The sequence below is a fragment of the Nonomuraea sp. NPDC059023 genome, assembly GCF_042740095.1.
GTDB lineage: Bacteria > Actinomycetota > Actinomycetes > Streptosporangiales > Streptosporangiaceae > Nonomuraea.
On record NZ_JBHYIO010000003.1, the window covers coordinates 335703 to 352934 of the forward strand.

General features: G+C 70.3%; 14 protein-coding genes. 4 read left to right on the forward strand and 10 right to left on the reverse strand.

The window, feature by feature from the left end:
- Positions 1-201 precede the first annotated feature (201 nt).
- From ACFWYW_RS07495 to ACFWYW_RS07515, 5 genes are all read right to left on the reverse strand, one after another.
- Positions 202-1743 carry an MFS transporter gene (locus ACFWYW_RS07495; protein ID WP_379611601.1) on the reverse strand — a complete coding sequence of 514 codons (1542 nt, stop codon included), beginning with the start codon at positions 1741-1743 and terminating at the stop codon, positions 202-204.
- 79 nt (positions 1744-1822) lie between these two features.
- Positions 1823-3019 (reverse strand): Ig-like domain-containing protein, encoded by a 1197-nt coding sequence (locus ACFWYW_RS07500; RefSeq protein ID WP_379611600.1) that lies wholly within the window; start codon positions 3017-3019, stop codon positions 1823-1825.
- A 141-nt stretch (positions 3020-3160) separates the two neighbouring features.
- On the reverse strand, positions 3161-3574 hold the full coding sequence (locus ACFWYW_RS07505) for a cytochrome c oxidase subunit 4 (RefSeq protein WP_184970847.1): 414 nt from the start codon (positions 3572-3574) through the stop codon (positions 3161-3163).
- Entirely contained in the window at positions 3574-5226 is a 1653-nt protein-coding gene (gene ctaD, locus ACFWYW_RS07510; RefSeq protein WP_379611599.1) for a cytochrome c oxidase subunit I, read from the reverse strand. The genes ACFWYW_RS07505 and ctaD overlap by 1 nt, the downstream gene beginning before the upstream one ends.
- Positions 5223-5999, reverse strand: coding sequence for a cytochrome c oxidase subunit II (locus tag ACFWYW_RS07515; RefSeq protein ID WP_379611598.1), 777 nt, complete (start codon positions 5997-5999; stop codon positions 5223-5225). The genes ctaD and ACFWYW_RS07515 overlap by 4 nt, the downstream gene beginning before the upstream one ends.
- 199 nt (positions 6000-6198) lie before the next feature.
- Between ACFWYW_RS07515 and ACFWYW_RS07520 the strand changes: the two genes are divergently transcribed.
- Genes ACFWYW_RS07520 through ACFWYW_RS07530 form a run of 3 tightly spaced genes read left to right on the forward strand, consistent with a single transcriptional unit; the run spans position 6199 to position 8065 of the window.
- Positions 6199-7332, forward strand: coding sequence for a cysteine desulfurase family protein (locus ACFWYW_RS07520; protein ID WP_379611597.1), 1134 nt, complete (start codon positions 6199-6201; stop codon positions 7330-7332).
- On the forward strand, positions 7329-7574 hold the full coding sequence (locus ACFWYW_RS07525; protein ID WP_379611596.1) for a sulfurtransferase TusA family protein: 246 nt from the start codon (positions 7329-7331) through the stop codon (positions 7572-7574). The genes ACFWYW_RS07520 and ACFWYW_RS07525 overlap by 4 nt, the downstream gene beginning before the upstream one ends.
- A gap of 56 nt (positions 7575-7630) precedes the next feature.
- A complete protein-coding gene (locus ACFWYW_RS07530) occupies positions 7631-8065 on the forward strand; it encodes a CBS domain-containing protein (RefSeq protein WP_379611595.1) in 435 nt (144 codons plus the stop codon).
- Positions 8066-8126: 61 nt separating this feature from the next.
- Here the strand turns inward: ACFWYW_RS07530 and ACFWYW_RS07535 are convergent, their stop codons facing one another.
- Positions 8127-9113 (reverse strand): carbohydrate kinase family protein, encoded by a 987-nt coding sequence (locus ACFWYW_RS07535; RefSeq protein WP_379611594.1) that lies wholly within the window; start codon positions 9111-9113, stop codon positions 8127-8129.
- 174 nt (positions 9114-9287) lie between these two features.
- Entirely contained in the window at positions 9288-9641 is a 354-nt protein-coding gene (locus ACFWYW_RS07540; RefSeq protein WP_184970832.1) for an iron-sulfur cluster assembly accessory protein, read from the reverse strand.
- A 185-nt stretch (positions 9642-9826) separates the two neighbouring features.
- Between ACFWYW_RS07540 and nadA the strand changes: the two genes are divergently transcribed.
- Positions 9827-10960: a quinolinate synthase NadA gene (gene nadA / locus ACFWYW_RS07545; protein WP_379611593.1), complete on the forward strand. Its 1134-nt coding sequence runs from the start codon at positions 9827-9829 to the stop codon at positions 10958-10960.
- A gap of 38 nt (positions 10961-10998) precedes the next feature.
- Here the strand turns inward: nadA and ACFWYW_RS07550 are convergent, their stop codons facing one another.
- Genes ACFWYW_RS07550 through lysX form a run of 3 tightly spaced genes read right to left on the reverse strand, consistent with a single transcriptional unit; the run spans position 10999 to position 17217 of the window.
- Positions 10999-11610 (reverse strand): SIMPL domain-containing protein, encoded by a 612-nt coding sequence (locus tag ACFWYW_RS07550; RefSeq protein ID WP_379611592.1) that lies wholly within the window; start codon positions 11608-11610, stop codon positions 10999-11001.
- A gap of 44 nt (positions 11611-11654) precedes the next feature.
- On the reverse strand, positions 11655-13961 hold the full coding sequence (locus ACFWYW_RS07555; protein ID WP_379611591.1) for a protein kinase: 2307 nt from the start codon (positions 13959-13961) through the stop codon (positions 11655-11657).
- Positions 13962-14019: 58 nt separating this feature from the next.
- Positions 14020-17217, reverse strand: a complete 3198-nt coding sequence (gene lysX / locus ACFWYW_RS07560; protein ID WP_379611590.1) for a bifunctional lysylphosphatidylglycerol synthetase/lysine--tRNA ligase LysX — start codon at positions 17215-17217, stop codon at positions 14020-14022.
- Between the last annotated feature and the right edge of the window lie 15 nt (positions 17218-17232).

Consider the following 17232-nt stretch of genomic DNA (forward strand, 5'->3'; position numbering starts at 1 on the left):
CACCCCGGCCACCGCCCAACGGCGCCGAGCCCCACCGACCCCCACCCCACCGCGCGGCGCCCCGAACCCCGCGTGGGGTGCCCGTCTCACGGGCACCCCACCCACAGACCTTCCCCGCGCCTTCCGCCAAGGCTCCAGCGGCCTCCCGGTCACGCCCCCGAGGGCTCGTATCCCCGGGACGGTCTCGGCCGGTTCGAGGGGTTAGTGGGTTGCCTGGGTGAGTTCCTCCGTAGGGGCCGGCTGGGTGGGTGGGACGTGGCGTAGGAGGCGGGCTATCAGGATCGCCATCGCGGCCAGGGCCACCGCGGCGACCAGTGCCACGACGTTCAGGCTGGTCGTGAAGGCCTCTCTGGCGGTCGTCACGAGGGCTGCGCCCGTTTCTCCGCCCACTCCCTCGGCTGCGGCCAGTGCGGTCGCCAGCGTGTCCCTGGAGGCCGTCTCCACGGCCGGGGCCAGGGAGTCGGGCAGGGCCAGGGTGCCTCGGTAGAGGGCGGCGCCCAGGCTGCCCAGGATGGCGATGCCCAGGGAGAAGCCGAGTTCGCCGCTGGTCTCGTTCAGGGCGGCGGCCGAGCCGGCCTTCTCGGGCGGGACCGAGCCCACGATCAGGTCGGTGCTCAACGTCACCAGCGGGCCCGCGCCCAGGTTGATCAGGATCCAGCCGCAGGCCAGCGTCAGCGGGCCCGAGACCGTGTCCACCTGGGTGATGACCAGGAGGCCGGTGACCGAGACGGCCAGGCCGTACCCGATCAGGTAGGCGGGGCGCACGCGGCGGGCCAGCAGCGGCGAGAGCAGGAAGCTGACGCCGTTGGCGGCCACGGCGGGCAGCATCCACAGGCCGGCGGCCAGCGGCGACAGGCCCTCGACGAGCTGCAGGTGCTGCGTGAGGAACAACATGAGGGCGCCCATCAGCAGGGTGGCGGCCATCATGCCGGCGAGGGCGGTGCTGAAGGCGTGGCGGGTGAACAGCTTCAGGTCCAGCAGCGGGTGGGCGAGCCTGCCCTGCCTGCGGGCGAAGAGGATGCCCATGGCCAGGCCCAGGGCGAGGCAGGCGAGGGCGACGGGCTGCCAGCCGTGCTTGGCGATCTCCTTGAGGCCGTAGACCACGGGGAGGATGGCGGCCAGCGAGAGCGCGACGCTGGTGAGGTCGATCCGGCCCGCCGACGGGGCGCGGTACTCGGGCAGGAGCACCGGGCCGAGGACGAGCAGCAGCACCATCGCCGGTACGCCCAGCAGGAACGCCGAACCCCACCAGAAGTGCTCGAGCAGCGCGCCGCCCGCGATCGGGCCCAGCGCGGCGCCGCCCATGAAGCAGGCCAGCCATACTCCGATGGCCAGGCCGCGCTGGCGGGCGTCGGTGAACATGTTGCTGATCAGCGCGAGCGTGGACGGCGCCAGCGTCGCCCCGGCCAGTCCCAGCAGCGCCCGCGCGGCGATCAGCATGCCGGGGCTGGTGGAGTAGGCGGCCGCGACCGAGGCGAGGCCGAAGGCGGCCGCGCCGATCAGCAGCAGCCTGCGGCGGCCGATCCGGTCCCCGAGGGTGCCCATCGTCACCAGGAACCCGGCCAGCACGAACCCGTAGATGTCGGTGATCCACAACTGCTGTGTGCTGCTCGCGCCCAGGTCGGCCGCCAGGTGGGGCAGGGCAAGCAGCATCACGAACACATCGATGGAGACCAGCAGCGAGGTCAGGGCCAGCACCGCCAGCCCGATCCATTCGCGGCGTCCCGCCTTCGTCGCCGTCATGGCGCGTCCTTTCCGTTGTCTCTCCTGCTTTCACGGGAGAGTCGGAACGGCACGCGCGTTCTCTACATGACCGGGCGACCTACATCGCGTCGGTGCGGCCGGCCTTGATCGAGCTCCACTGCAGCCACTGCTTCCAGTCCTCCTGCCAGTGGCCCCAGCCGTTGGTGGGCTCCAGCTTGCGCGGCGTGCCCGTGATGATGATCGGGTCGCCGATCAGGGTGTTCCTGATGAACCAGGAGGCGTTGGTCGGGCTGATGTTCACGCAGCCGTGGCTGACGTTGGAGTAGCCCTGGGAGCCGACGGACCAGGGGGCGCTGTGGACGTACTCGCCGCTGTTGGAGATGCGGACCGTGTTGTAGACGGTCATGCGGTAGTAGCCGGCCGAGCCTGGGCCGATGCCGGGCGAGATCATGATGGTGACCGGCTCGCGGGACATCGCCAGGTGGACGCCGGAGGTCGTGTGGTACTTCCAGACTCCGCCCTGGCCGGCGCTCATCGGGATGTCGCGGATCTTCTTGCCGTCGCGGCGCACGGTCAGGTAATGGGTGTCGGTGCTGCCCTTGGTGATCTGCTCGCGGCCGATCTTGAAGTCGAGGACGTGGTCGCGCTTGCCGTACATGCCGGGGCCGCCGCGTACGCCGGCCAGGCGCGCTTCGAGGCGGACCTTGGTGTGCGCGGGCCAGTACGTCTTGGGGCGGAAGTCCACGTGCCGGTCGTCGAACCAGTGCCAGGCGCCCTCGACGGGCTTGCTCGCCTTGACGTACAGGTTGCGCTCGACGCTGACCCGGTCGGTGATGTCCCGGTCGAAGGCGATCATGATGGGCATGCCGACGCCGACGGTCAGGCCGGTGTTGTCCTTGTGGGGGGTCAGCTGCTCGATCTCGAAGCTCTTGGTGGCCTTGACCGTGGTGAACGTGCTGGTGGTCTGCTTGCCGTCGCCGGTCGTGACGGAGACGGTGTAGGTGGTGCCCGGCCTGGCGGTGCGGGTGCTGCGCCAGCGGGTGCCGTCGCCGCTGAGCACGCCGGCCAGCGTGGTGCCGGGGCCGGTGACGCGGACGCTCTTCAACGTGCCGCCGCCCGGCGCGGCGACGATCACGGTCTCGTCGGTGCCGATGTTCACGGCCTGGTTGGCCGGAAGTACCGACACGGTGGTGGTTCCCGCCGCGGCCGCCACCGGGCTCGCGCCCTCGTCCGCTCCGGCCGCGTTGCTCGCCGAGCACGCGGTCGCCAGTGCCAGGGCAAGCAGCCCGGCCGATCCAGTCGTTACGCGCCCCACGACAACTCCCCCGTATGTGATCACTCCGCTCACGTCCCGTTACTACCCTCGGTGAGCGAAACGCCACGTATGGCAAGCGGTAAAAAACGCGAAAAACGGGTGCCCTCCCCCGGTTCGGAGGAGAACACCCGTTTCGCCGGCTCAGTGGGAGAAGTTGCCCCGGTAGTACTGGAACACGAACCCGATCATGGCCATGACGACCATGAACAGCCCGATCAGGAACATCCAGAGGCCGATCGCGAACCCGGCGAAGGCGAAGGCCGCCGCCAGGCAGAGGAACAGCGGCCACCATGAGCTCGGGCTGAAGAAGCCGATCTCACCGGCGCCGTCGCTGATCTCGCCCTGCTTGTTGTCCTCCGGCTGGTCGCCGATCCGGCGCGCCGTGAACATCAGGTAGTAGCCGATCATGAACGCGAAGCCGACCGAGATGGCCATGGCCGTGGTGCCGACCGGCTCGCCCTGCCCGGTCGCCGACTTGGTCCAGAACCAGTAGGCGACGTCGACGGCGGCGAAGAACAGGCCGCAGAGCAGGAACAGCCAACCCTGTACCTTCATCAGGCCTCAACCTCCTGCTTGGCCGAAACGTGCGGGTAGTGCAGGTCGAACGCGGGCCGCTCGGAGCGGATGCGCGGCAGCGAGGTGAAGTTGTGCCGCGGCGGCGGGCACGAGGTGGCCCACTCCAGCGAGCCGCCGTAGCCCCACGGGTCGTCCACGGTGACCTTGGGCGCGCTGCGCGCGGTCTTCCACACGTTGTAGAAGAACGGCAGCACCGAGATGCCCAGGACGAACGCGCCCACCGACGAGATCATGTTGAGGTCGGTGAAGCCGTCGGCCGGGCTGTAGTCGGCGTAGCGGCGCGGGAAGCCGAGCACGCCGAGCCAGTGCTGGACCAGGAACGTCGTGTGGAAGCCGATGAACAGCAGCCAGAACTGCAGTTTGCCGAGCCGGTCGTCGAGCATCTTGCCGGTGAACTTGGGCCACCAGAAGAAGAAGCCCGCGAACATCGCGAACACCACGGTGCCGAAGACCACGTAGTGGAAGTGGGCCACGACGAAGTAGGTGTCGGAGATGTGGAAGTCGAGCGGCGGCGAGGCCAGGATGACGCCGGTCAGGCCGCCCAGGAGGAAGGTCACCAGGAAGCCGACCGAATAGAGCATCGGCGACTCGAACGACAGGTGTCCCCGCCACATCGTGCCGATCCAGTTGAAGAACTTCACGCCCGTCGGCACCGCGATGAGGAACGTCATGAACGAGAAGAACGGCAACAGCACTTGCCCGGTCGGGAACATGTGGTGCGCCCAGACCGTGATCGACAGGCCCGCGATGGAGATGGTCGCGGCGACCAGCGAGATGTAACCGAAGATCGGCTTGCGGCTGAAGACCGGCAGGACCTCGGTGACGATGCCGAAGAACGGCAGCGCGATGATGTACACCTCGGGATGGCCGAAGAACCAGAACAGGTGCTGCCAGAGCAGCGCGCCTCCGGTCTCGCTGGCGAAGATGTGGGTGCCGAGCTTGCGGTCGGCCTCCAGGGCGAGCAGCGCGGCGGCCAGCACCGGGAAGGCCATCAGCACGAGCATGCTGGTGAGCAGGACGTTCCAGGTGAAGATCGGCATCCGGAACATGGTCATGCCCGGCGCGCGCATGCAGATGATCGTGGTGATGAAGTTGACCGAGCCGAGGATCGTGCCCAGGCCGGACAGCGCCAGGCCCATGATCCACAGGTCACCGCCGAGTCCCGGCGAGCTGATCGCGTTCGACAGCGGCGTGTAGGCGAACCAGCCGAAGCTGGCCGCGCCGTTCGGGGTGAAGAACCCGGACACCGCGATGATGCTGCCGAACAGGTAGAGCCAGTAGCTGACCATGTTCAGCCGGGGGAACGCCACGTCGGGGGCGCCGATCTGCAGCGGCATCAGCTCGTTGGCGAAGCCGGCGAACAGCGGCGTCGCGAACATCAGCAGCATGATCGTGCCGTGCATGGTGAACAGCTGGTTGAACTGCTCGTTCGAGGTGAACTGCAGGCCCGGCTGCGCCAGCTCGGCGCGCATGATCAGCGCCATCACGCCGCCGATCAGGAAGAACGCGAACGACGTGATGAGGTACAGGTGACCGATGATCTTGTGGTCGGTCGAGGAAAGCCACTTCGCGATGATCCGGCCCTTGGGAGTCGGACGCGCCGTGGTGATCGGCTCTTGGATGGCGGTCACTGGGTGCTCCCGGCCTGTGCGAGGTACTTGTCGTAGTCATCCTGCGCAACGAGCTTCACCGAGAACAGCATGCGGCTGTGGTCGACGCCGCACAGTTCCGCGCAACGGCCCGCGTAGACACCGGGCTCGTTCAGCGTCTTGACCTCGAAGACCCGGCCGGGGTTGCCCTCCTTGATGCCGGGGATCACGTCACGCTTGAACCGGAACGCGGGCACCCAGAAGGAGTGGATCACGTCAGGCGAGGACAGGTCGAACTGGACCGTCTTGCCGACGGGCAGCACGAGCTGCGGCCCCTGCCTGTAGTCGCTGACCGGCTGGCCCACCACGGGCGTCAGCTTCTTGCCGCCGACTTCGGTGGTGAAGCGCCAGCTCCACTGGAAGGCCTCGACCTTCACCTTGACGTCGGGAGTGGCCGACACCTTCTCCAGCGTGTTGCTGTCACGCGCGGTGTAGAAGAAGAACACCGACACCATGACCAGCGGAACGAGCGTGTAGAAGATCTCGATCGGCAGGTTGTAGCGAACCTGCGGCGGCAGCTCGGCCGACTTTTTCCGCTTACGGTGGAAGATGCATGCCCAAAGGATCAAGGCCAGGACAACGGCACCGGTGGCGAGAGCGGCGATCCAGGCCCCGTTCCAGAGGCTCTCGACGACATTTCCCTGCTCGGTTACGCCCTTCGGCAGGAGGCCGCTGGACCAGTCGGCCTCGGGAACATCATTCGCACACGCCGTAGCGGAGGCCAGCAGCAACGCCAAAGCGGCGGCGCGTGGCACTCTGCCCCGGACCAACGAACGCCGCGTCGAACGGCGAGTCGGACTCACGGATCGCCTACCCCACAGATGAAGCCCAGGAGTCACTCCTGGGCGCTCGTATTTCCAAATGCACAGCTGATTGCAGACACATTAGCGCGGAGGGGCCCCGCCCTCCCGCCCGCCCCCTCGATGGCGCGCCGGGAGTGGGACGATAAGTCGCGTGGCGTACTTCGACGCGGCCTCCACCGAGCCGCTTCACCCCCAGGCACGCGAGGCGTATCTGGCGGCCCTGGACGTCGGCTGGGCCGATCCGGCACGGCTCTACAACCAGGCCCGCCGCGCGCACCTGCTGCTGGAGCAGGCCCGCACGGAGGTGGCAGAGGCACTCGGCGCGCGTCCTGACGAGGTGTCGTTCACCTCTTCCGGCACGCAGGCCGTGCATCTCGGCGTGCTCGGCACCCTACACGGGCGGCGCCGTACCGGCCGCCATCTCATCACCAGCGCGGTGGAGCACTCCAGCGTCCTGCACGCGGCGGGGGTGCACGAGCGCGACGGCGGCACGGTCGAGACCGTGGGCGTCGGGCTGACCGGCCGCGTCGACCTGCCCGCCTTCACGGCGGCGGTCGCGGCCGAGGGTACGGCTCTCGCCTGCCTGCAGACCGCCAACCACGAGGTCGGCACGCTCCAGCCGGTGGCCGAGGCGGCGGCGGCCTGCCGCGAGCACGGGGTGCCGCTGCTGGTCGACGCCGCCCAGACGGCGGGGCGGCTGCCGATACCGGAGGGCTGGTCGGTGCTGACGGCCAGCGCGCACAAGTGGGGCGGGCCGGCCGGGGTGGGCGTGCTGGCGGTGCGCAAGGGCACCAGGTTCCGCTCGTTCCTGCCGGAGGACGAGCGCGAGCGCCGCCGGGTGCCCGGCTACGAGAACGTTCCGGCGATCGTGGCGGCCGCGGCGGCGCTGCGCGCGATGAGCGCGGAGGCGGCGCAGGAGCACGCGCGGCTGTCGGCCCTCGTGGACCGGATCAGGAACACGGTGCCGAAGATCGTCCCCGACGTGGAGGTCATCGGGGAGCCGGTCGAGCGGGCGCCGCACATCGTCACCTTCTCCTGTCTGTACGTCGACGGGGAGGTGTTGCTCACCGAGCTGGACAAGGCGGGATTCGCGGTATCGTCCGGGAGTTCGTGCACCGCTAGTACGCTTCGACCATCGCATGTGTTGGAGGCGATGGGCGTGCTCACGCACGGGAACGTCAGGGTCTCGCTGCCCCGTGGCGCTTCCGCGGCGGAGGTGGACAGGTTCCTGGAGGTCCTTCCCGACATGGTGCGCCGGATCCGGCAGGACGCAGGAGTGGCATGACAGAAGTGACTCAGCCCGCACTGACGATCGACGCGCTCGGGAAGAAGTGCCCGATCCCGATCATCATGCTCGCCGAGCAGATCAACTACGTTCCGCTCAACGCGGTGGTGGCGGTGCTGGCCGACGATCCGGCCGCCTATACCGACGTGCCCGCCTGGTGCCGGTTGAAGTCGCATCCGCACGTGGGCACGTACGAGCTGCCCGGCGGCGGCTGGGCGATCCACGTGCGGCGCAATTACTGACCTGCGATTCTGGGTAGAACCGTGCGGGAATGTCATCTCATTTCGGGGGGAATCCGATGACCGCTGGACACCCGCACGAGACCGCCCGCGACCTGATGAGCGCGGGCGTGGAGTGCATCGCCGCCCACGAGACCCTGGACCGGGCGGCGCAGATGATGCGCGACCGCGGGGTCGGGGCGCTGCCGATCTGCGGTTCCGACGACCGGCTCAAGGGCATCATCACCGACCGTGACATCGTCACCAAGTGCATCGCCGAGGGCCACGACCCGTCCAGGGTCACCGCCGGCGACCTGGCCACCGGGCTGGTGTGGGTCCCGGCCGACGCCACCGTGGAGGAGGCGCTGGCCCGGATGGAGGAGAACCAGATCCGCCGGCTGCCGGTGATCGAGAACCACCGCATCATCGGAATGATCAGCGAGGCGGACCTGGCCAAGCACCTGCCGGACGACCAGCTCGCCGGGTTCGTGCACCGCGTCTACGCGGGGGTGTGACGGCCGGGCCGTACCGGGGAGGGAGCGGGCGCGGCGTTGACGGCCGCGCCCGTCGCCTGGATCAGGCGTAGTGGCACTTGACGTGGCCGGAGATCTCGGCGGCCGCCTCGGCGCCGTAGGCGGCCGTGAAGCGCTCCAGGAAGGACTTCTGGCCCAGCTCGTACTCCTGGCCGCCGACGCGCTCCAGCACGTGCGTGGCGGTGAGGTTGCCCACCTGGCCGCAGCGCTCCAGCGACAGGCCCCACGCCAGCGCCGACAGGAAGCCCGCGCGGAAGGCGTCGCCGACGCCGGTCGGGTCGGCCTTGCCGAGCTCGGGCGCGGGCGCGACCTGGATGGACGGCTCGCCCTTGCGCGCGATGACCGCGCCCTTCGGGCCCAGCGTGGTGATGCGCACACCCACGCGGTCCAGGATCTCCTCGTCGGACCAGCCGGTCTTCTGCTCGATGAGCCCCTTCTCGTAGTCGTTGGAGAAGAGGTACGCGGCCCCGTCGACGAGCTGACGGATCTGCTCGTCGGCCATGCGGGCCAGCTGCTGGGAGATGTCGGCGGCGAACGGGATGCCCCGCTGGCGGCACTCGTCGGTGTGCCTGAGCATCGCGTCGGGGTCGTTGGGGCTGATCAGCACCAGGTCGAGCCCGCCCACGCGGGCGGCGGTCGGCTGCAGCTCGATGTTCCTGGCTTCGGCCATCGCGCCCGTGTAGAAGGAGGCGATCTGGTTGTGGTGCTCGTCGGTGGTGCACAGGAACCTGGCGGTGTGGTGAGTCTCCGACACGTGCACCGAGTCGCAGTCGACGCCGTGGCGCTCCAGCCAGGAGCGGTAGTCGGCGAAGTCGGGCCCGACCGCGCCCACAAGGATGGGGGCCAAGCCCAGGCAGCCCATGCCGAACGCGATGTTCGCCGCACAGCCTCCCCGCCGGATCTGCAGGTCGTCGACCAGGAACGAAAGTGACACCCGATCCAGTTGTTCGGCGATGAGCTGATCGCCGAAGCTTCCTGGGAACGTCATCAGATGGTCTGTCGCGATGGAGCCGGTGACGGCGATGCGCACGGGATTCTTCTTCCTCGTTGTCTGCAGGCCAAGTAGAGCCTCACGAGGATATGCGAAGGCCACGTCCACACCAAGGTGAACGCGGCCTCCCACCAACCGGCCACCAGGCCGGCTGGACGACGACCACAGCCCCGGCGCCGTCAGGCGGTCCGGGGCGGATCGGCGGACGCCTTCTTAGTTGAAGGAGTCACCACAGGCGCAGGACCCGGTGGCGTTGGGGTTGTCGATGGTGAAGCCCTGCTTCTCAATGGTGTCGACGAAGTCGATCGTCGCGCCCAGCAGGTACGGCGCGCTCATCCGGTCCGTCACGACACCGACGCCGCCGAAGTCGGTCACCACGTCGCCGTCCATCGAACGGTCGTCGAAGAAGAGCTGGTAGCGCAGGCCGGAACAGCCACCGGGCTGGACGGCCACCCGCAGCTGCAGGCCTTCCTCACCCTGCTGCTCCAGCAGGCTCTTGACCTTCGCCGAGGCCGCGTCGGTCAGGATCAGGCCCTGCGTCGTGGTCTCGCTGCTCTCAACCGTCATGTGCGAACTCCCGCGGTCTGTTTCTGACTTCCTACTAAGACGTTAGCAACACCGGCCGGCCTCTTCACATTCCCCACCGTCCGTGCGGCCGGCCGTACCCCCGCAAAAGGGGTGGGGTACGGCAAAGCACAGGGAAGGGATATGCCATCATGAGTATCGTCAATCCGACGATAAGGGGTTCGGCCATGACCACCACCCAGCTGTTCATCCTTGGCAGGAGCGCCGACGCGGGCAGCGAGCGCGGCGTCGACTGTCCCGGCGAGCTTCCCGCCGCCTCCGACCCTGACCTGGTCGAACGGGCGCGCAAGGCGAAGGAGGCGCTGGGCGAGCGCGTGTTCGTGCTCGGCCACCACTACCAGCGCGACGAGGTCATCCAGTTCGCCGACGTGACCGGTGACTCCTTCAAGCTGGCCCAGCAGGCGGCCGCCCGGCCGGAAGCCGAGTTCATCGTCTTCTGCGGCGTGCACTTCATGGCCGAGTCGGCCGACATCCTGACCGGGCCGGATCAGCGCGTGGTGCTGCCCGACCTGGCGGCCGGGTGCTCGATGGCCGACATGGCCACCTTCGACCAGGTGGAGGAGTGCTGGGAGGCGCTGGAGGACGCGGGGCTGGCCGGCGACGTCGTGCCCGTCACGTACATGAACTCCAGCGCCGACATCAAGGCCTTCTGCGGACGGCACGGCGGCGTGGTGTGCACGTCCTCCAACGCCAGGCGGGCTCTGGAGTGGGCGTTCGAGCAGGGCAAGCAGGTGCTGTTCCTGCCCGACCAGCACCTCGGGCGCAACACCGCGGTGCTGGAGATGGGCATGTCGCTGGAGGACTGCGTGGTGTGGAATCCGCACCGGCCCAACGACATGGGCGAGGTCGCCGGGGCGAAGATGATCCTGTGGAAGGGCCACTGCTCGGTGCACGGGCGCTTCACCGCCGAGTCCGTGGACGACGTGCGGGCCCGCATCCCCGGCGTCAACGTGCTGGTGCACCCGGAGTGCCGGCATGACGTCGTGCTGAAGGCCGACTACGTGGGCTCGACCGAGTACATCATCAAGACGCTCCAGGCCGCTCCCGCCGGGTCCAGCTGGGCCATCGGCACCGAGCTGAACCTGGTCAAGCGGCTGGCCCAGATGTTCCCCGACAAGAGCGTCTCGTTCCTGGACAAGACGGTCTGCTACTGCTCCACCATGAACCGGATCGACCTGCCCCACCTGGTGTGGGCGCTGGAGTCGCTCGCCCTCGGTGAGACGGTCAACCAGATCACGGTCGAGCCGGACACCGCCCACTGGGCCAAGGTCGCCCTCGACCGCATGCTGGCGCTGCCGTAACGGATCAGCCGCCGTAACGGATCAGCCGCCGTAACGGATCAGCCGCCGAAGGTGTAGACGACGCGGACCGACACCGTGACGGACTGCTCACCCGGGCTGATCGAGGACTGGTCGGCCATGGCCGCCGCGGCCATCATCATCGGCCGCGGCGGGGCGTCGGCCTCCTCGCTGATGGACACGACCTGGCCGAGCGGACGGCCCGCCAGGCCCGCGTACTGCTCCGCCTTGGCCCTGGCGTCCTTGAAGGCCCGGTCGCGCGCGTCCTTGAGCGCCGCGACCGGGTCGGAGATCTCGAAGCTCACGCCGTTGAGCCTGGCCTCCTCGCCGACCCCCGCCACGAGGTCGATGATCCGGTCGGCCTGCGACAGGTCGCGCACCATCGCCTCGACGCCCTGGGCGGCACGGTAGGCGGAGATCTTCGGGTAGTTCTCGTACTCGGGCCCCAGCGACAGCTCGCTGGTGCGCAGGTCCTTGGCGGCCAGGCCGGCCTCGCCCAGCGTCCGCAGGAGCCGGACGGCGGCGGCGCGGACGGCGGCGAAGGCCTCACCGGCGCTCGCCTTGCGCACCTCGACGCCGGCGTTGAGCCGCATGGCGTCGGGGGCGGCCGAGACCGCGCCCTGACCGAGCACGGTGATCTGCTGGCTGTCCACGTGTACCCCCTTTGAGGCGTCCGGAGCTTCTTGATCCTAAGCGCCTAGTGTGCTCCTCGCGTGTAGAGGAAGCCCATGGCGTCGAAGTCCTTCTTCCTGGGCGCGGTGGCCAGGACCCGCTTCGTGTCGCCCTTCATGTCGACGACCACGGCCTGGTAGCCGCCGGCGTGCACGCGCCAGATCGCCACGTGGTCCTCGTCCCACCAGCCGATCAGCCGGTTGGTCTGGACCGGGATGGGCGGTCTGCTCCCGCCCTGGCCGGAGACGGGCTTGGCGCACAGGCTGCTGCCCGCCTCGTCGCAGTAGGCGAGGTAGTGGGTGCCCGAGGGCGACAGCACGTCGCTCTCGACCCACAGCGGGTGGCCGCCGTCCGGCAGGGTGCGGGCCACCGGCTTGCCTTCGAGGTCGAAGAAGCGCATGTCGCCGTTCGCCCAGGTGCCGACGGACTCGCCGTCGCCGTCCCAGAAGTAGTCGTAGGTGCTGGTGTCGACGTCCTTGATCTGGAAGACGCGGGGCTTGCCGGTGGCGATGTCGAGGATGGCGTAGCCGTACGGGACGCTGTCGTTGTCGGTGGCCTTGTACAGGGTGAACAGGCCCAGCCTGCCGTCCGGCGACCAGCGGGGCGCGCTCGGGTAGACGGGGGCGGCGGTCAGCTTGATCGTGCGCTTGACGCCGGTGACGTGCTCGACGATCGAGACCTGGGAGTAGCCGTCGCTGCTGTAGTCGGCGTCGGTGGCCAGGGCGCGGGCGCCGGTGGTGTTGAGCGCGTACTCGAAGTAGGCGCGGTTGAGGACGAAGCGGTCGGCGCCCGCCTTTCTGACGTAGACGCGCTTGCCGCTGTCGGCGCTGTAGGAGATGAGCTTGATCGGGTCGTCCTCGTGCTCCTCGACCGTCATCACCGTTCCGGGCAGCGTGAACCGTTTGGTGGCCACCGGCGGCGATGAGGGGTTCCGGGTGGTGGGGGCGGGCGTGGCCGGGCGCGACGTCCTGGGGGTTGCGGAGGTCGTCACCGGGCCGCCCGCCAGCCGGGTGGCCGTGACCACGCCGACGACCGCCAGCACCAGCACCGCGACGGCGGCCGCCGCGATCACCCAGCCCGTGCGCATGCCGCGCGGCACGGTGGCCGGTGGCTGACGCATGGGCCGCGAGTGCTGCGGGGGCGGCAGATGAGCGGCCGGTACGGCCGGGGGCCCCACCCACGTCCCCTGCCCGGGAGGCACTCCGGGCATCCGCTGCCCGTGCGGCATCCCCTGCGGCGATGGCGTCTGCGGGGCTCCCTGCCGCGGCGGCATCCCGGCGCCCTGCTGCATCCCGTGGCCCTGCTGCATCCCGTGGCCTGGCTGCATGCCCATGTTCTGCGGTGGCCCGGTGTGCTGCGGCGTCCCGTGGCCCGGCGGCATCCCGGTGGGGCCGGTGGAGGGGCGGGCGTCCGGGGGCGCGAACGGCGTCCCGCCCGGCCCCGCGGCCACGGCCGTGCCCTCGACCAGCAGGCCGGGCGCCGACGGGCCCGAGTCGGGCGCCTGCCCGAAGGGACCGCCCGGCGCGTGCCCCAGCAGGCGCATCAGCGCGTCCCCCGCGCTCGGCCGCCGGTTCGGGTCCTTGGCCAGGCAGTCCTGAACCAGCGCGCGCAGTTGCGGATCGGCGATGCCGCTGATGTCGGGCGCCGCGTTGAGAATGCGGTTGACCATGGCGGGCAGGCTGTCGGCGCCGAAGGGCGTGTGCCCGGTGGCGGCGTACAGCATCGTGGAGGCCCACGCGTGCATGTCCGCCCGTGGACCGGGCACCGCGTCGGTGAGCTGCTCCGGCGCCATGAAGGCGGGCGTGCCGATGGCGGTGGCGGTGAGCGTGGAGGTGAGGTCGAGCGCCTTGGCGATGCCGAAGTCGATCACCCGCGGCCCGTCGGGGGCGAGCACCACGTTGGACGGCTTGAAGTCGCGGTGCACGATCCCGGCCTGGTGGATCGCGACCAGCGCGGTGACGGTGCCGATCGCCAGGCGGTGCAGCGCGGGGCCGGAGCGCGGCCCCTCCCGCTGGACGACCTCGTGCAGCGTCGGCCCGTCGATGTACTCGCTGACGATGTACGGCCGGCCGTTCAGCAGCCCGGTCTCGATCACCTGGGCGGTGCAGAAGGGCGCGACCCGGCGGGCCATGGCGACCTCGCGGACGAAACGCTCGGAGGCGTCCTCGTCCCCGGCCAGGTCGGCGCGGAGCAGCTTGACGGCGACCTTGACTCCGGCGGAGTTCTCGCCGAGGTAGACGGTGCCCTGCCCGCCCTCGCCCAGGCGGCCGGTCAGGTCGTAGGCCCCGACCCTGCCGGGGTCTCCCGCCCGCAGGGCAACGAGCTCCGGCATCCCCACCCCCACATTTGGCGACTTTCCCGGCCATTGTGGTGGGTGTCTGGCAATCTCGTCATCTCTTTGCGGGACGTACCAGCGGGAAAGGCAGCGTCTGGCGGATGGGCGCGCCGGTCAGGAGCATGACGAGCCGGTCCACGCCGAGGCCGAGCCCGCCGGTCGGCGGCATGGCGTACTCCAGCGCGGCCAGGAAGTCCTCGTCCAGCTCCATCGCCTCGGGATCGCCCCCGGCGGCCAGCAACGACTGCTCGGCCAGCCGCCGCCGCTGCTCGGCCGGGTCGGTCAGCTCGGAGTAGGCGGTGCCCAGCTCCGCCCCGAACGCCACCAGGTCCCAGCGCTCGGCCAGCCGGGGGTCGTCGCGGTGCGGGCGCGTCAGCGGCGAGACGTCGGCGGGGAAGTCGACGTAGAAGGCGGGCGCGGTGGTCCGCGCCTCGACCAGCCGCTCGTACAGCTCCAGGACCAGTTCCCCGCGCCGCCACTTCGGGTGGTACGGCACGCCGAGCCGGTCACAGAGCTTCCTCAGCTCCGGCGCCCCGGTGGCCGCGCTCACCTCCTCACCGGCGGCCGCGGAGATCGCCTGGTTGACCGGGACGACCGGCCACTCGCCCGAGATGTCCACCCCTTGCACGATCAGTCCGCCCAGCGCCGCCTGAGCGGCCTCCTGGATCAGCGAGCGGGTGAGGTCCAGCATGTCCCGGTAGTCGGCGTACGCCTGGTAGGCCTCCAGCATGGTGAACTCCGGGTTGTGCTTGTGCGACACCCCCTCGTTCCTGAACGTCCTGCCCAGCTCGAACACCCGTTCCACCCCGCCCACGCACAATCGCTTGAGGTAGAGCTCGGGCGCGATCCGCAGGTACAGGTCCAGGTCGTAGGCCTGGATGTGGGTGCGGAACGGGCGCGCGCTCGCCCCGCCGTGCACCGGCTGCAGGATCGGGGTCTCGACCTCCAGGAAGCCCCGCCGTACCAGGCCGTCGCGCAGGGCCCGGATGGCGGCGGCCCGTACCCGCAGCATCTCCCGCGCGGCGGGTGAGGTGATCAGGTCGAGGTGGCGGCGGCGCACGCGGGCCTCGGGGTCGGTCAGCCCGCGGTGCTTGTCGGGCAGGGGGTGCAGGCATTTGCCGGTCAGCGTCCAGTCCCGGGCCAGCACGGAGACCTCGCCCGTGCCGGAGCGCTCGACCCGCCCGTGGACCCCGACGTGGTCGCCGAGGTCCACGACGCGCCGCCAGCGGGCCCGCAGCTCCGGGTCGGTGATCATGAGCTGCCGCTCCCCCGCCCAGTCGCGCAGCGTCGCGAACAGGATGCCGCCGTGGTCGCGCACCAGCATCACCCGCCCGGCCACCGCCACCATCTCGCCGACCTGACCGGCCTGCGCCGTCGTGTGCGTGCGCGGGAAGTTCACCGGGTACGGCTCCGCCACCAGCGCCAGCTTCCCCGCCCGGACCCCGTCCTGCTCCGGCGGCCCGGCGGAAGCGGCGGGCGCGGCCTCGGCGGCGGGCGCTTCGAGGGCGACCGGCGTCACGGACGCGACCGCCCGGCCCTCGCCGCGCCGCAGCAGCGTGGGCAGGCTCGGCCCGGCCAGGAACCCCTCCGCCACCGCCGAGGCCAGCCCGACCTTGGGCAGGTCGCGGTTGTCGGCGTAGGCGAGGAAGCGCGGCACCCACTCGGGCCGGTACTTCACGTTCGACCGGTAGAGCGACTCCAGCTGCCACCAGCGCGAGAAGAACAGCAGCAGCCGCCGCCACGCCCGCAGCACCGGCCCCGCCCCGATCCTGGCGCCCTCCTCGAAGGCGGCGCGGAAGACGGCGAAGTTGAGCGAGATCCGCTCGACGCCCAGCTCGGGCGCCCGCTCGGCCAAGCCTGTGACCATGAACTCCATGAGCCCGTTGTCGGCACCCCGGTCGCGGCGCATGAGGTCGAGCGAGAGCCCGCGCTCGCCCCACGGGACGAACGACAGGATCGCCGCCTCGTCGCCGCCCGCGGTGAGCGCCTCGACGAGCACGCAGCGGCCGTCGGCAGGGTCGCCGAGCCGGCCGAGCGCCATGGAGAAGCCGCGCTCGGTCTCGGTGTCGCGCCAGGCGTCGGCCTTGGCGATGACGCTGCGCATCTCCTCGGGTGACAGCTCGGCGTGCCGGCGTACCCGCAGCGTGTATCCGGCGCGCCCGACCCGGTTGACCGCCTGCCGTACGCCGCGCATCTCGCGGCCGTCGAGGGTGAAGGCGGCCACGTGCAGGATCGCCTCGTCGCCGAGTTGCAGGATCTTGAGCCCGGCGCGGGCGTAGGCGCGAGCGCCCTCCTCGCCGGCGCCGATGGCGGCGGGCGTCCAGCCGTACTCCTCGGCCTGGCGCCGCCAGCGGGCGATGGCGGGCTCCCAGGCCTCGACGTCGCCGATCGGGTCGCCGCCGGCCAGGCTCACCCCGCTGACGACGCGGTAGGAGACCGCGCTCTTGCCGCTCGGCGAGAAGATCGCGGCCCGGTCGCGGCGGGTGGCGAAGTAGCCGAGCGAGTCGCGCTCGCCCTCGGCGGCCAGCAGTTCGCGGAGCCTGGCCTCGTCGCCGGGCAGCAGTTCGGCGATGGCCCACTGCGAGCGGAACAGCACCGCGAACGCCCACAGCAGGGCGATCGCGCTCAGCAGCCCGATCGTGAACGCCACCCAGGCCGGCCCGTACCCCTCACGGTCGAAGTCGAGCGTGATCGCGCCGCCGAGCGCCTTCTCGATCACCCACGGCAGCCGGTCCTGCCGCCGGAGCGTGCCGTGGAAGGCGCTGATCAGCGCGTACCCGACGCCGACCGAGACCAGCAGCCCGGCCACGAGCGTGAGCAGGGCCTTGCGGAAGGCGGCCCGCTGGGTCTTGGCGAAGAACTCCGCGCGCGCGGCCACCAGCAGCAGGAGCAGGACGAGCGTCACGCCGAAGTTGACCGCCACCCTCCAGGCCGGATAGTCCTCGCCCGCCGCCGGCTCCAGCCAGACGATCAGCCCGTAGAGCGCCAGCAGGACCAGCGTGAAGATCAGGAAGACCAGCATCAGCCGGTACGCGGCCCGCTTGCGCCGGGCGACGGCCCCGGCCAGCAGGGCCAGGAAGACGGCGTAGGCCAGGTTGGGCTCGGCGGGGAAGACGAGGTCGTTGAAGGTGTCGGTGACCGGCCGCAGCAGCGCGCGCAGGGGCCGGACCAGCGCGATCAGCGCGCAGTAGACGGCCAGGGCGGCCAGGATCCCGGCCAGGACCTTCGGCACCCACCTCCAGCGCGTCGTCATTGGCCGGATATACCC